The 14,138-nt window shown below is 61.5% G+C and carries 16 protein-coding genes; 9 read left to right on the top strand and 7 right to left on the bottom strand.

Annotated features, from left to right (window positions below):
* Positions 1-42 precede the first annotated feature (42 nt).
* The 4 genes from ACQY1J_RS11460 (at position 43) to ACQY1J_RS11445 (ending at position 3,467) form a co-directional block, all read left to right on the top strand.
* Positions 43-606: a DinB family protein gene (locus tag ACQY1J_RS11460; RefSeq protein ID WP_430251505.1), complete on the top strand. Its 564-nt coding sequence runs from the start codon at positions 43-45 to the stop codon at positions 604-606.
* A 3-nt stretch (positions 607-609) separates the two neighbouring features.
* Positions 610-1,020, top strand: a complete 411-nt coding sequence (locus ACQY1J_RS11455) for a CopD family protein (protein WP_430251503.1) — start codon at positions 610-612, stop codon at positions 1,018-1,020.
* A 176-nt stretch (positions 1,021-1,196) separates the two neighbouring features.
* Positions 1,197-2,069, top strand: coding sequence for an NAD(P)-dependent oxidoreductase (locus ACQY1J_RS11450; protein ID WP_430251501.1), 873 nt, complete (start codon positions 1,197-1,199; stop codon positions 2,067-2,069).
* A gap of 210 nt (positions 2,070-2,279) precedes the next feature.
* Positions 2,280-3,467 carry a sensor histidine kinase gene (locus tag ACQY1J_RS11445; RefSeq protein WP_113110600.1) on the top strand — a complete coding sequence of 396 codons (1,188 nt, stop codon included), beginning with the start codon at positions 2,280-2,282 and terminating at the stop codon, positions 3,465-3,467.
* A gap of 40 nt (positions 3,468-3,507) precedes the next feature.
* Here ACQY1J_RS11445 and ACQY1J_RS11440 read toward each other — a convergent pair whose 3' ends face one another.
* The 4 genes from ACQY1J_RS11440 to ACQY1J_RS11425 all read right to left on the bottom strand — a co-directional run bounded on the left by ACQY1J_RS11440 (position 3,508) and on the right by ACQY1J_RS11425 (position 6,453).
* Positions 3,508-4,563, bottom strand: coding sequence for an alpha/beta fold hydrolase (locus ACQY1J_RS11440; RefSeq protein WP_192086403.1), 1,056 nt, complete (start codon positions 4,561-4,563; stop codon positions 3,508-3,510).
* A 116-nt stretch (positions 4,564-4,679) separates the two neighbouring features.
* Positions 4,680-5,171: an Lrp/AsnC family transcriptional regulator gene (locus ACQY1J_RS11435; protein ID WP_062456489.1), complete on the bottom strand. Its 492-nt coding sequence runs from the start codon at positions 5,169-5,171 to the stop codon at positions 4,680-4,682.
* A gap of 50 nt (positions 5,172-5,221) precedes the next feature.
* Positions 5,222-5,872 (bottom strand): uracil-DNA glycosylase family protein, encoded by a 651-nt coding sequence (locus tag ACQY1J_RS11430; RefSeq protein WP_430251922.1) that lies wholly within the window; start codon positions 5,870-5,872, stop codon positions 5,222-5,224.
* Positions 5,869-6,453, bottom strand: coding sequence for a thermonuclease family protein (locus ACQY1J_RS11425; protein WP_082471929.1), 585 nt, complete (start codon positions 6,451-6,453; stop codon positions 5,869-5,871). Before ACQY1J_RS11425 ends, ACQY1J_RS11430 begins: the two co-directional genes overlap by 4 nt.
* Positions 6,454-6,589: 136 nt before the next feature.
* On the opposite strand from ACQY1J_RS11425, the gene ACQY1J_RS11420 reads away from it, so the two are divergent.
* On the top strand, positions 6,590-8,125 hold the full coding sequence (locus ACQY1J_RS11420; RefSeq protein ID WP_192076976.1) for a sensor histidine kinase: 1,536 nt from the start codon (positions 6,590-6,592) through the stop codon (positions 8,123-8,125).
* Between the two features lie 38 nt (positions 8,126-8,163).
* Positions 8,164-9,684, top strand: coding sequence for an endo alpha-1,4 polygalactosaminidase (locus ACQY1J_RS11415; protein WP_430251498.1), 1,521 nt, complete (start codon positions 8,164-8,166; stop codon positions 9,682-9,684).
* Positions 9,685-9,703: 19 nt separating this feature from the next.
* Here the strand turns inward: ACQY1J_RS11415 and ACQY1J_RS11410 are convergent, their stop codons facing one another.
* The gene (locus ACQY1J_RS11410) at positions 9,704-10,096 is read right to left on the bottom strand and encodes a diacylglycerol kinase (RefSeq protein ID WP_430251496.1); all 393 of its coding nucleotides are present in this window, start codon (positions 10,094-10,096) and stop codon (positions 9,704-9,706) included.
* A gap of 7 nt (positions 10,097-10,103) precedes the next feature.
* Positions 10,104-11,120, bottom strand: a complete 1,017-nt coding sequence (gene cobT / locus ACQY1J_RS11405; protein ID WP_430251494.1) for a nicotinate-nucleotide--dimethylbenzimidazole phosphoribosyltransferase — start codon at positions 11,118-11,120, stop codon at positions 10,104-10,106.
* Positions 11,121-11,329: 209 nt separating this feature from the next.
* Between cobT and cobS the strand changes: the two genes are divergently transcribed.
* The 3 genes from cobS to ACQY1J_RS11390 are packed head-to-tail and all read left to right on the top strand — an operon-like array spanning position 11,330 to position 13,077.
* Complete coding sequence (gene cobS / locus ACQY1J_RS11400) at positions 11,330-12,121, top strand: adenosylcobinamide-GDP ribazoletransferase (RefSeq protein WP_430251920.1); 792 nt, start codon at positions 11,330-11,332, stop codon at positions 12,119-12,121.
* A 54-nt stretch (positions 12,122-12,175) separates the two neighbouring features.
* Positions 12,176-12,376, top strand: a complete 201-nt coding sequence (locus tag ACQY1J_RS11395) for a DUF1289 domain-containing protein (protein WP_430251492.1) — start codon at positions 12,176-12,178, stop codon at positions 12,374-12,376.
* Entirely contained in the window at positions 12,373-13,077 is a 705-nt protein-coding gene (locus ACQY1J_RS11390) for a TIGR02281 family clan AA aspartic protease (protein WP_430251490.1), read from the top strand. The genes ACQY1J_RS11395 and ACQY1J_RS11390 overlap by 4 nt, the downstream gene beginning before the upstream one ends.
* An 18-nt stretch (positions 13,078-13,095) precedes the next feature.
* Here the strand turns inward: ACQY1J_RS11390 and ACQY1J_RS11385 are convergent, their stop codons facing one another.
* The gene (locus tag ACQY1J_RS11385; protein ID WP_430251488.1) at positions 13,096-14,106 is read right to left on the bottom strand and encodes an AraC family transcriptional regulator; all 1,011 of its coding nucleotides are present in this window, start codon (positions 14,104-14,106) and stop codon (positions 13,096-13,098) included.
* Positions 14,107-14,138: the final 32 nt, after the last annotated feature.

The following is a 14,138-nucleotide window of genomic DNA, read 5'->3' as shown; positions in this document are numbered from 1 at the left end:
TCCGTGCCGAACGGCTAAACCAACTTCGCAATGGAGGTGGCGATGGGGCCGCAGCGCTATATTCTCACTCAGGCCTATAACAATGCCTGGGCCAATCACCGGCTGCTCAAAGCCTGTGCCCTGCTGTCGGCTGAGGACGTCGGCGCGCTGCGGCAAAGCTTCTTCCCGTCGATCATCCACACACTCAACCATATCCTCACGGTGGACTGGCTTTACGTCGGTGCGCTCGAAGGACACTGTCCCGGCGCTTCGGCCTTCGAGCCGCAGACACCCTTCCCCGCGATCGCGGATCTCGATCGGGAACAACGGGCCGTTGACCGTCGCCTGATCGATCACTGTCGCCGCATGAGCGAGGCCGACCTCGCCGGGGAAATCCGGATCCCGCGCCAAAACCATGTCCAGGTCGAGCGTGCCGATCGAATTCTGCTGCACCTCTTCCAGCACCAGATCCATCATCGCGGCCAGGTGCACGCGATGCTGTCTTCCACCCCTGTTTCCCCACCGCAGCTCGACGAGTTCTTTCCGTCCGATCCGCAGGAACAGGCATTGCGCGCAAAAGACTTCGCCGAACTCGGCTTTACCGAATCCATGATCTGGAGTGACTGACCCATGCTGTATTTCGTTCTCAAGACCCTGCACCTCATCTCCGACTTTCTGCTGATCGGCGGCATGCTGGTGAACGCCTTCGTCATCTCCATGGTGCCCCCGACGATCCGGGTCGGCGTCATCCAGTCGCTGCGCAAATACGACCGCACCGTCACGACCGCCGCCCTTGCCGGCGCGTGGATCTTCGGCCTCTGGCTGGCGATCGGCTATGTCGGCTTTTCGGGTGGCTGGCTTCACGCCAAGTTCGTGCTGGTGATCCTGCTTTCCGCGCTGCACGGCATGCAGGGGGCGGCCATGCGCAAGATGGCGGCCGATCCGAAACGCGATCCGAACGCCTTCGTGCGTCTCGGCATGCCCCTCATCATGATCTGTCTCGTGCTGATCGTGGCGCTCGCCGTGATCAAGCCGTTCTGATCAGAAGAGAGACCCTGCTCTGCACGACGGTATCACCGAACCAATCTCCAACGCGCCGCAGCCGGCGGGTGGAGCGTCGTGACAGGTCAGCTAGTTAGGCTTGCGAGCGCTTTGCCCTTCCCGTCGGCCTTGCTTTGTTCTAATCCTCGCATCACAGCAATTCAGGGAGTTCCGGCATGGCGAAAGTGGCATTCATCGGTCTTGGCGTTATGGGTTTCCCCATGGCAGGCCACCTGAAGGAAAAGGGCGGCCATGACGTCACGGTCTATAACCGCACCGCGTCCAAAGCTGCCGAGTGGGCAAAGAAGTTCGGCGGAGCCACCGGTGCAACGCCAGCCGAAGCCGCAAAAGATGCCGATTTCGTCTTCATCTGCGTCGGCAACGACGACGATCTGCGCCAGGTGACCACAGGTAAGAACGGCGTTCTCTCTGGCATGAAATCCGGTGCGATCCTGATCGACAACACGACGGCCAGCGCCGAAGTCGCCCGCGAACTGGAGACAGCCGCCGGCGAAAAAGGCATCGGCTTTATCGATGCACCGGTTTCCGGCGGCCAGGCGGGCGCCGAAGGCGGCGTGTTGACTGTCATGTGCGGCGGCGATCAGAAAACCTTCGACACGGCAAAGCCTGTGATCGAGGCCTATGCCCGCATGGTCGGCCTGATGGGTCCGGTCGGCAGCGGCCAGCTGACCAAGATGATGAACCAGATCTGCATTGCCGGCGTCGTCCAGGGCCTGGCGGAAGCCGTGCATTTCGGCAAGCAGGCAGGCCTCGACATCGAGACCGTCGTCGGCGTCATCTCCAAGGGAGCTGCCGGATCCTGGCAGATGGAAAACCGCCACAAGACGATGGACCAGGGCAAATACGACTTCGGCTTTGCCGTCGACTGGATGCGCAAAGATCTCGATATCGTCCTCACCGAAGCCCGTCGCAACGGCGCAAACCTGCCAATGACCGCGCTGGTCGACCAGTTCTATGCTGAAGTGCAGGCGATGGGCGGCAAGCGTTGGGACACGTCTTCGCTGCTGGCACGGCTGGAGCGGAAGTAATTCATCGATACGACAGCAGTCGGGGCGACGGCCCGTTGACATTGGCCGTTGCTCTATCCTTAGCTACAGCAGACTGGTGCAAACCCGGACGCGCGGCTACATCGGCATTATGCGGCGACGGTGAGCCTGACGCGTGGTGGATGTCCTTGCGACGCCCCATGGGTAGAAGGTATTTTGGAGGACCAAGGTCAGCCGGATTGGTGAATATTGATGGCGCATGACTTTCAGGACGACATAGACGCAGTCCAGCGTATCGGTGCCGTACCAACGATCCTTGATGTTGTCTGTCGCGCGACCGGGATGGGATATGCGGCAGTGGTTCGCGTCACGGAGGATCGGTGGGTTGCCTGCCAGGTTCTGGACAACATCCATTTCGGCCTCCCGGCCGGAGGCGAACTGCCGGTCGAAACGACGCTCTGCCACGAAGTCCGGCAATCGCGCGACGTTATCGTCATCGACAACGTCGCTGAAGACCCTGTCTACTTCCAGCATCAAACCCCGAAGCTCTACGGATTGAAGAGCTACATCTCCATGCCGATCATCCTGCCGGATGGCCGTTATTTCGGAACCCTGTGCGCCATAGATCCCAAGCCGGCAGCGCTCAACAATCCGCAGGTGATTGGAACATTCAAGCTGTTTGCCGAACTGATTGCCTACCATCTGGAAGCCGACGAGAAGCTCGATCGGGCCAATGCAAGCCTGCTCGATGCGGAAGCGACGGCTCGGTTGCGGGAACAGTTCATCGCAGTCCTCGGCCACGATCTTCGAAATCCCCTTGCGTCGCTCGACGGCGGCATCAACATCCTGCAGCGCGAAGCGCAAAGCGAGCGGTCCACCAGGGTTCTCAACATGATGCGCGGCAGTATCCTGCGCATGTCCGGCCTGATCGATAACGTCATGGATTTCGCCCGCGGAAGGCTTGGTGGCGGTCTGGGTCTGCGCCGGGAAGCAGATCGGCCGCTTGGCCCCACACTGATGCAGGTCGTCTCGGAAATCTGCTCTGCCCATCCAGAGCGGCAGATCGACGTCGAGATGGAGCTGCCGGGCCTGTTCGATGTCGACCATGACCGCCTTGCGCAGATGTTCTCCAACCTTCTGGGCAACGCGATCACCCACGGCTCTACAGAACATCCGATCCGCATTCTGGGAACGGTCGAAGGGGACGAACTGAAACTGGAAATCGCCAATGCCGGAACCGCGATCACCGGCAAGGCGATCGAAAAACTGTTTCAGCCCTTCAGCCGCAGCGATGCGGGCACCCATGATCAGGGTCTAGGCCTTGGCCTCTACATCGCGTCGCAGATCGCCAAGGCGCATGGCGGCCATATCGATGTCACCTCTGATGATACCCAGACGGTGTTCACCTTCCGCATGCCGGCAATCGTGCCGGAAAGCTGATCAGGAACCGCGTTCTCTGAAGCGAACGCGGTTCCCAGTATCACGAGCGATCATTCAGCCCGTCGAGCAGCGCCTTGTGGAACCGGTCCGGATCCTGGATCTGCGGCGAATGGCCGAGGTCATCGAACTCCACCAGCTTCGCCCCGGGGATCGATTCCGCCGCCTGCTTGCCGAGCTTGGTATAATCGCCGAGCGATGCGGCGATCGCCTTGCTGGCGCGGTTAGCGCCCGGAGCCGTCTTGTCCGTCGTGCCGATGATGAGCAGGGTCGGCGTTTTCACCTGCCCGAACTCGTGGACAACAGGCTGGGTAAAGACCATGTCGGAAGTCAGCGCCTGGTTCCAGGCCACCTGATCTCCTCCCTCGCCCGCAGACATGCCGGCGCTCATCTCCACCCACTTGTCATAGTCCGGCTTCCACTGGCCGGAATAATAGAACTTCTGCTGGTAGGCCTTGATGCTCTCGAAGCTGGTCTTCTGCTCACCTTCGAAGGCCGCCGAGATCGACTGGTAGGGCACGCCCTTCGCCTTCCAGTCTTCGAGACCGATCGGGTTCACCAGAACCAGCTGCTCGGTAAAGTCCGGATACATCAGCGCAAACCGCGTCGCCAGCATGCCGCCCATCGAATGACCAACCACCGTCGCCTTGTCGATACCGCGCGCGTCGAGCAGCGCCTTGGTGTTTTGCGCCAGTTGCTGGAAGCTGAACTGATAGGCGGCCGGCTTGCTCGACTTGCAGAAACCGATCTGGTCGGGTGCGATCACCCTGTAACCGGCGCCGGTCAGCCGACCGATCGTCGCTTCCCAGGTTGCCGCACAGAAATTCTTGCCGTGCAGAAGCACCACGGTGCGCCCGTTCGGCGTCTCAGGGGCGATATCCATGAAGACCATTTCCAGCGGCTGACTGTCGCCTGCGGCCGCAGCATCCGGCCTCTGCCCCGCCACGCTGAAGACTTCAGTCTTGAACGGATACCCGAAGCCTTCGAGCCTCGGACCATAGGTCGGGTGCTCCGAGGACACGCCTTGCGCCGCACCGAGGCCCGGCAGGGCTAAGGCAGCAGCAACGACAACGATAGAACGTAGGAATGGCGTGGGCATCAGGTCTCCTTGAGGCTCGCGCCCGGCACATGGCATGCACCGGGTCACACGCTCAAGGTAGGTCCGGCCTCATTAAGGGCAATCGAAAATAACAGCCCTGTGAAGCGCCTTGACCATCAGTCGCTGTCGCCGGACTTCTGATTGTCGAGCAACATATAGTCGAGCGGCAGTTCGGTCGTGTACTTGATCTGCTCCATCGCGAACACGGACGACACGTCACGGATCTCGATCTTCGCGATCAGGCGCTTGTAGAACGCGTCATAGGCAGCAATGTCAGGCACGACCACGCGCAGCAGATAATCGACGTCGCCGCTCATGCGGTAGAATTCAACCACTTCGGGGAAATCCACCACCACTTCGGAAAACCGCTTTAGCCATTCGATCGAGTGGCTTGCGGTGCGGATGGAGACAAACACCGTGACCTTGGTATTGACCTTGACCGGATCGAGAAGCGCCACGCGACGGCGGATCACGCCGTCCTCTTCCATCTTCTGGATGCGCCGCCAGCACGGAGTCGTCGACAGTCCGACCTTCTTTGCGAGATCTGCAACGGCGAGCGTGGAGTCTTCTTGCAGTATGCGCAGAATCTTGCGGTCCAGGCGGTCCATCAAACGTCCTTTCGAAATGATTTTCCGTTATATACCCCATTATCGCACAGTTAAGCGAAATTTGTTCCCCGCACCAAGCTATCCACATGATGCCGAAGCGCTGGAATAACCTCTGCCTCGAACCACGGATTCTTGCGCAGCCAACCGCTATTGCGCCAGCTCGGATGCGGAAGCGGAAGAACGCGCGGGCCCTCATTGGCGAGGAAATACTGCCGCCAGTTCATGACCGTTTCCGTCATGCTCGGCTTGCGCTGCGACCCGAGATGCCATGCACTCGCATACTGCCCGATCACGAGGATCGTATCGATCTGCGGCATCGCCGCCATCACCTGGCTGCGCCAGGCCGGCGCACATTCCTTACGCGGCGGCAGGTCGCTGCCCTTCGCGTCATAGCCCGGAAAACAGAACCCCATCGGCACGATCGCAAGTCGCCGCGCATCGTAGAACTCCTCGCGCGTCACGTCCATCCAGTCCCGCAGGCGGTTGCCTGATGCATCGTTGAACGGCAGACCGCTCTCGTGAACCCTCAAGCCTGGCGCCTGCCCGGCGATCAGCAACCGGGCGGTGGCAGACAGCACGGCAACCGGCCGCGGCTCGTGCGGCAGGCGGTCCGCTTCACCTTTCAGTGGATGATCGCGACAGATGCGACACTGCGCGATCGAGGCCGCGAGAGACGCGATGCCAGCCGGATCGCCATTCACCACGAAACCGCAGCCTTCAGCCGGTCGAACAGCTCGCCTACGCGATCGACAATCGCCGTTGTGCCCTCGTCGTCATCCATCGCCCCCTTCGCCGCCCGGTACGCTTTCGGCCTCTCGAACGGTCCGGCCCAGATCCCCTCGCCTGCACCCTTCGCGGCCGCCTCCTCGCGTCCGTAACCACCGGATGCCACAGCCATTCCCTGGCGCACCATCTCGCCGTTAATGTCGAGGTCGCCGCGGCGGCAGGAGACCAGAACACGCCGGTAGCGATCGCGCGCGTCGCCGCGGCACTCGGTCATGGAACTCGCTGCAAGCTTCGACAAGGCTTCGCGAGCCGCATCGCCGCAGGCCCACTCTGCGCCCTTGCCATCGCCACAGGTCTGGCCAGCCTCCGGCGCATCGATATCGACAAGCCGAAGCCGCTCAGCACCGGCGGCCAGCGTGTCGCCATCGATCGCAAAAAACGGACCGTTGATCGCGCTTCCCTGGCCGATATCGAGCTTGGCGATGATCAGCGAGCCCAGGAAGATGAACGCCGCCAGGAACACGGCGTCGCGGCCTATTTTAACGATACGGGTCACATTTGAGCCTTACAACAAAACGGAAGCTTCACGGAAATGGCAAACAAATCCTTTCCCGGCAGCATCTTCTTAAGGTTTGCGGATTAGCCTCTCAAGTACCCCGGGGATATCAGTTTACAGGCCCAGTACACAGCCTATGAGTAGCGGCGTCAGCACATCAACCGACAAGAATATCGTCGATCGCACGCGCAGCCACCGCAACAAGGCTGTCTCGAAGGCTGTCCGTGCGACCCGTGATCGACTGCAGTCGTCGTCCAATGGCAATTTTGCGTTTGATCGCGATATGCTCTCCATCCATATCGGCTCCGGTTTGCAGGCGGCACTGATGACGCCGCTCGTTGTTGCTGTCGTCACCGCCATCGGCTTCTATCTCAATCCGGATATCCACATCTTCGCCTGGGCGCTGCTGATGCTGTGCCTGCACGCGATCAACGTGCTTCTGGCACGCCGTGCGAGCAAGGTGGAGATAACGGCTGCCGACACCAGGAAATGGCGTAGACGCCTTCTGACGGGACATATCCTGCTCGGCTGCGGCTGGGGCGCCTTCGCGCTTCAGGGCTGCTCCACCTGCGCTGGCGACAGCTTCTATTTCTACAAGGGTGCGGTGCTTCTGTTTGCGGTGTCCTACACCGCCATGAGCACGTTCATGCTGCGCCAGAGCGTTCTCTACGGCTTCGTGCCGATGATTGCGGCGCTTCTCAGCATCGCCATCCTGTCGGGTCAGGTCCTCGATATCGGCCTTACCGCCATGTGCGCGACGGCTGTCGTGTTTTTCCATTACGTCGCCGAGCGCCTCTACCGCTCCAACCTGACGCTGATGTCCTATCAGTCGGAAAAGGACGATCTGATCGCCGAGCTCGAAGTGGCGAAGTCCATGTCTGACGAGGCTCGCCGCCGTGCAGAAGAAGCCAATCTGGCAAAATCCCGCTTTCTTGCCTCGATGTCGCACGAGCTTCGCACCCCGCTCAACGCTATCCTCGGCTTCTCGGAGGTGATGAGTTCCGAGGTCCTGGGCCCCCTCGCCAACCCGACATACCGGGAATATTCCGGCGACATCCACCGCTCCGGCCAGCACCTCCTGAACCTCATCAACGAGATCCTCGACCTGTCGCGCATCGAAGCGGGCCGCTACGATCTGACGGAGGATTCCCTGTCGCTTCTCGAAGTGGCGGAAGATTGCATCGGCATGGTCCAGCTGCGCGCCCGGGCGAAAAGCATCACCATTCGCGACCAGTTCGAAAAGCACATGCCGCAGGTCTGGGCCGACGAGAAGTCGATGCGCCAGGTCATGCTCAATCTTCTCTCCAACGCCGTCAAGTTCACGCCCCAGGGTGGCGAAATCACTGTCAAGGTGGGCTGGACCGCCGGCGGCGGCCAGTATGTGGCGATCAAGGATAACGGACCGGGCATTCCGGAAGAGGAAATCCCAATCGTACTCTCCGCCTTCGGTCAAGGATCGATTGCCATCAAGAACGCCGAACAGGGAACGGGCCTCGGCCTGCCGATCGTCCAGGCGATCCTCGCCAAGCACGACGGCCAGTTCATCCTGCGCTCGAAGCTGCGCGAAGGCACCGAAGCCATCGCCATCCTGCCCTCGACCCGCATCCTCCAAAGCGTCCCCGCCATCGCCGACGCCCCCGCCATCGAGCGCCGCCGCAAGAGCTTCGCTTAACATCACGTTGCGACATCAGTCACGAGCCGGGGCACCAAATGGTCAGTTTCACAACCTCGTCCGGCAAAGTCACAGTCAACAACTGGGGCTATGAGCTACAGGGCACGAACGGCAATCCGCTCGATGCCGGTCTGCTTATCTCCGCGACCCACGATTTCCTCGTCATCGATTCAACACGCGACGGCACCAATGCGGAGCGGTTTACCGCCGACGAGGTCACCCGGATGAAGGACGGCATGGGCGGTCGCTCGGTGGTCGCGTCCTATATCTCGATCGGCGAGGCCGCGGAGTTTCGCGACTACTGGAAGACGACATGGACATCGGGCGGCGAAGCCCGCGACAAGCTGACGTCGAATGCCCCCGACTGGCTCGGTCCCGTCAACGCCGACTGGCCGGAATCGCGCAAGGTTCGCTATTGGGACAAGGACTGGCAGGATCTGATCTTCAACGACAAGAAGACCGGTGACTTCGATGCCATCGTCAAGGCAGGCTTCGACGCCGCCTATCTCGACATCGTCGATGCCTATTATTTCTGGGGCGCCGAGGCCTCGGCCAAGGACAGGCAGCCGGGCGATCCGGCCAACACCAAGCAGGCTGCACAGCGCATGGTGGATTTCATCGTCGCGCTGACCGAGCATGCCCGCAAAACCAATCCCGACTTTTTCGTCATTCCGCAAAACGGCGCCTTCATCATGGAGGACCTCGGCTCCGACAGCGCCCGCAAAAAGGCCTATCTCGGCGCAATCGGCGGCATCGCAGTCGAGGACGTCTATTATGGCGGCGATGCGGATGAGAACAACAAGCTCAACCCGGACCGCGAGACGATCGACATCCTCAAAAAGGATTTCCTCGCGAACGGCAAACCGGTCTTCGCCGTCGATTATATCAACGGCACGGCGCGGATCGATGAGTTCAACAAGCTCGCTCTGAAAGACGGGTTCATCCCATACGCCGCACCAGATCGCGATCTCGACCGCCTGGCCGCCCCCCATGACGGCGACCCGGCCTTCATCCGCCCCACCGACAAGAACGATAGCCTGCGCGGCTCGCAGCTTGCCGATACGATCGACGGTCTTGCCGGCAACGACCGGATCGACGGACGCAACGGCAATGATCGCCTCGATGGCGGCAGAGGCAACGACACCCTGATCGGCGGATCCGGCAACGACAAGCTTTCCGGCGGCGCCGGAAACGACAAACTCTACGGCGGGGCCGGCAAGGACACACTCGCAGGAAGCAGCGGCGCCGATATCTTCGTGTTCGATACGAAGCTCGGAGCGTCGAATATCGACACGATCAGCGCTTTCAGTGCGAAGGACGACACCATCTGGCTGGACGACGATATCTTCGCCAAGGCCGGCAAGGTCGGAGATCTCCTGTCCAGCGCATTCCACGTCGGCACCAAGGCGCATGATGCAAGCGACCGGATCATCTACGACAAGCTGACGGGTAAGCTGTTCTACGACGCCGACGGCACCGGCAAGACCGCCGCCGTGCAGTTTGCCCAACTCGACAAGAACCTCGGCCTCACCGCCGGCGATTTCGACATCATCGGCTGAGGCACAAGCGCCGTTCGGATCAGATCCAGATCGGCTTTACCACCACGTAGAGCGCAAACAGGCCGTTGGCGCAGAGAAGGCAGAACACGGCGAAGGATCCGAGATCCTTCGCGTGCCGCCCGACCACCGAAATCTCCGGTGACACCCGGTCGACAAGTTCCTCGATTGCCGTGTTGAGCGCTTCCACGCAAAACAGCACGAGCATCAGGATGATGAAAATGAAATAGTCGCCAAAGCCGGCTCCGGCGACCGCGAAGATGACGATCCCGATCAGGAAGGCATAGACTTCCTGGCGGAACGCCGCCTCGCGCCAGAGCCTGGCAAGGCCCTGCATCGAATACCGGAACGAGGCGATGATCCTGCGAAAGGTCGCCGCCTTCTCGATATTGCTGTCCAGCGGCGTCTTTTCCATGCAGGGACTAGTCCTTGTTGCTGACGCCGGCCTGCTCGAAGGTCGCCATGCCGGTGTGACACGCAGCCGCCGCCTTGACGATACCGGCCGCGAGTGCTGCACCGGTACCCTCGCCCAGCCGCATGCCGAGCGCCAGAAGCGGCGTCTTGCCGAGCTTCTCGATGGCTTTCAGATGCCCCGGCTCGCCGGAGACATGGCCGATCAGGCAGTGGTCGATCGCCGACGGATTGGCAGCTTTGAGAATAGCAGCGGCAGCCGTCACCACATAACCGTCGAGCAGAACCGGGATCTTCTCCATCCGCGCGGCGAGGATAGCACCCGCGATCGCCGCAAGCTCGCGTCCGCCAAGCCGACGCAACACTTCCAGCGGGTCCGACAGATGCTCCTTGTGGAACTCCACCGCCCGCTTCACCACGGCCACCTTGCGGGCCAGAAGCTCGCCATGCGAACCGGTCCCGGGACCGACCCAGTCTTCCGCTTCGCCACCGTAAAGCGCCAGGTTGATCGCGGCCGCAACCGTCGTGTTGCCGATCCCCATTTCGCCGATGCACAGAAGATCGGTGCCGCCGGCAATCGCCTCCATGCCGAAGGCCATCGTCGCCGCACAGTCGCGCTCGGAAAGTGCCGCTTCGGTGGCGATGTCGCCGGTCGGATAATCCAGTGCCAGATCGAAGATCTTGAGGCCGAGATCATGCGTGACGCAGATCTGGTTGATCGCCGCACCGCCGGCCGCAAAATTCTCGACCATCTGCTGCGTCACGGACGAGGGAAACGGCGTAATCCCGTGTCTGGTGACACCGTGATTGCCGGCAAAGATCGCCACCAGCGGCCGGGTCACGCTTGGCGCCCGCCCCGACCAGGCCGCCAGCCAATAGGCAATCTCTTCCAGACGTCCGAGCGAGCCCGCAGGCTTGGTCAATTGCGCGTCGCGTTCGCGGGCCGCCACCAATGCCCTTGCATCGGGACCGGGAAGGTTCTGCATCAGAGTGCGGAAATCGTCGAACGGCAGGCCGGTCATGCTCATGGAAAACTCTCTTCGGTCTTTTCGGGCGGTATCGTCTTCTGACGCTGGATCGGGTAGGGATTGATCATTCAGCAAATCATACTTTATGCGCCATCTCATAATCGGCTATCAGCGACGCGACAAGGTCAGGTCGAACGGGACAAGGTCAAAAAGGCTGCTGCCGAAAAGGCCATTCTCAAAACAGGCCTCGCAAAGCCAGGAGAGAAAAACTGCTATACGCAAACCACTTCGTTGCAGATCTCGCCCGCTCGGTAGGGTTCCTCAGCCGCCTGCCCGTACCGGATCGCTTTTTTGCCGGCTATGACGGCACGGTCTCACGTGCCGTGCGCGCCTTTCCGGTCGCCGGATTGCTGATCGCATTTCTTCCCGCTCTCCTTCTCCTGAGCCTCTGCAGCATCCAGTCAACCGCTGGAGATACGCTCCTGCCGGTTCTGATTGCTCTTGCACTGATCACCCTCTTGACCGGCGCGCTGCACGAAGATGGCCTTGCCGATGCCGCCGACGGTCTTGGCGGCGGACGCGATGCGGATCATGCGCTTCTCATCATGAAGGACAGCCGCATCGGCTCCTATGGCGTCGTCGCGCTGATCCTGTCCTTCGGCCTGCGTGCCGCAGCACTGGCCGGCATTGCGCGCCTTTCGCCCGAAGCGGCCGCTCTCGCCCTTCTCGCCAGCGCCGCCGTCAGCCGCGCACTCCTGGTCGCCCACTGGCGCGCCCTGCCCCCTGCGCGAAGCAACGGTGTCGCAGCCGGTGCCGGCATGCCCGATGACAACGCACGCAATCTCGCGCTTTTGATCGGCGCTGCCTCCGGCCTCGTCATGCTCATCCCCGGTTTCGGCCTGCCGCATGCGCTGATCGCGCTTGGCCTGTCTGCCGCCGCCGCATGGGGCTTCACCCGCTACGTGGCGAAGAAACTCGGCGGACATACCGGCGATACGATCGGTGCCACGCAACAACTCTGCGAGATCGCCCTGTTATCGGCCCTTGCTCTCGGCCTCTGAACCCACGATATGGACGCGATGATTTCGCCTTGCACACTCATATGTTCGATCGACATGACAACAGGCTTTTGCGTTGGCTGCGGCCGCACCGGCAACGAGATAGCCGGATGGACCGGTTTCACCGATGAAGAGCGCATCGATCTGATGGACCTGCTGCCGACACGGCTCGACACCGTCGACCCCGTCAAGCTCCTGGAAGTCAGTCCCAAGCGAACCGCAGACGCCAAGATCAGGAAGGAAACAACCACCGCATGAACGGCTTTACCGTTGTCCTCCTCATCCTCGGTGCCGGTCTGGCGCTGCTCGTCTACAACCACGACAGCGGCCGCACATTCGGCATGGCGAACGAGGATTTCGGCAGCCTCGTCTATCTGATCCCGATCGCCGCACTTTTATCCGCCGGTGTCCTGCAGGGCCGCCGCGGCAACTTGGGAACCGTTGCCCACCAACTTGCCATCTGGCTCGTCATCATCATGGCACTGGTCGCGGGGTATCTCTACCGAAACGATTTCAGCAGCTTTGGTGCCCGCATGACGGCAGGACTGATGCCGGGCACCGCGGTCGTCACCACATCCAGCGACGGCAGCAGCGAAGTGGTCATCCACAAGACGCTCGGCGACCATTTCAAAGCCAATGTCGGCGTCGACGGCAAGGTCCTGCCGATGCTGGTCGATACCGGTGCAAGCAGCATCGTATTGACCTACGAAGATGCACGCCGCATCGGCCTTGATCCTTCGGCGCTGAGCTACTCGGTAACTGTCATGACCGCCAACGGCCGCGCCCAGGCAGCGCCGGTGCGTTTGAGCGAAGTCTCGATCGGCCCGATCGTCCGGCGCGATGTCCGCGCCATGGTGGCGGAAGAAGGCAGGCTCGACGAAAGCCTTCTCGGCATGACCTTCCTCTCCACACTCAGCTCGATGCAGATGCAGTCCGATGAGCTGAGGCTAAAGGATTAGCGGCTTCCGCTGCCAAACCTACTCGGCAGCGACCAAGGACACCGCAGCAAGGGGCGCCAGCGCTCGGACCGGATCGGCCTTGTTGCGATAATGACTCGGCGGATCGCCGATCACGCGTTTGAAGGCGCGGCTGAACGAGGCCTCGGCGTCATAGCCCAGACGCTCGGCCACCATCGCCACGCGCATCCCGTCCTTCAGCCACAACCGGGCCTGGTGCATGCGCACCCGTGCCACATACCGCGCCGGCGTCTCGCCGACGACGCGTGCGAACCGTTCTGCGAAGCCGGAGCGGGAGATGCCCATCAGGCGCGCCAGTTCCACATTGTTCCAGTCGCGTTCCGGCTGAAGATGGATGGCCGCGAGCACCCGGCCGACATCGGGGCTCCGGACGGCTGCAATCCAACCGCGCGTCTCGCCGCAACCGTGTTCCACCCAGGTGCGGATCATCGTCGCCATCAGCACGTCAGCCAATCGTGCCAGAATGCCTCCGGCGCCGACACGGTCCATATCCACTTCGCGCGTCATCGCCTCGAGAAGATGCGGAATGGCCGGGTCATCCTTGGCGAGATCACTGGTCAGCATCGTCTCCGGCATCATCTGCAAAAGCGGATGCAGCCGGTCGACGTTAAAGCGCAGGGAGCCGCTGAACACCAGCGTGCCGCCACTCTCGGCCGTATTGCGGCATTTCAGATCATAAATCCCGGTGCAGACTTCCTTGCGGCCGTAGTGTTCGAACGGCAAGGTCGGCGCATCGGCAGCGCTCGCCAGAACATGCGCCTCTCCCCGCGGGATCAGCACCGCATCGCCGGTTTTCAACTCCTGCCAGTTGCCGGTTTCGGTCTTGATGATCGCCCAGCCGCATTTGATGAAATGAAACCGCGCGGCATCCTGCGCCGGAAACGCCGTTCCCCACGGCTCGGCCAGACGGCAGCGACCGTAGTCGACCCCATCAAGGCGAAGCCCCCGCAACATTTCGGTCAGCGGATCGGACGTAAGGTCAGATGTCAGTTTGGACGAATGATCAAGCATATCGGATTATCTAGCATGGAACATCCGGCGAG

This window comes from Neorhizobium sp. DAR64860/K0K1 (assembly GCF_050500205.1).
GTDB lineage: Bacteria > Pseudomonadota > Alphaproteobacteria > Rhizobiales > Rhizobiaceae > Neorhizobium > Neorhizobium soli.
Note: the sequence above shows the minus strand (reverse complement) of the source record. Positions and strands in the feature narration are given on the sequence as shown.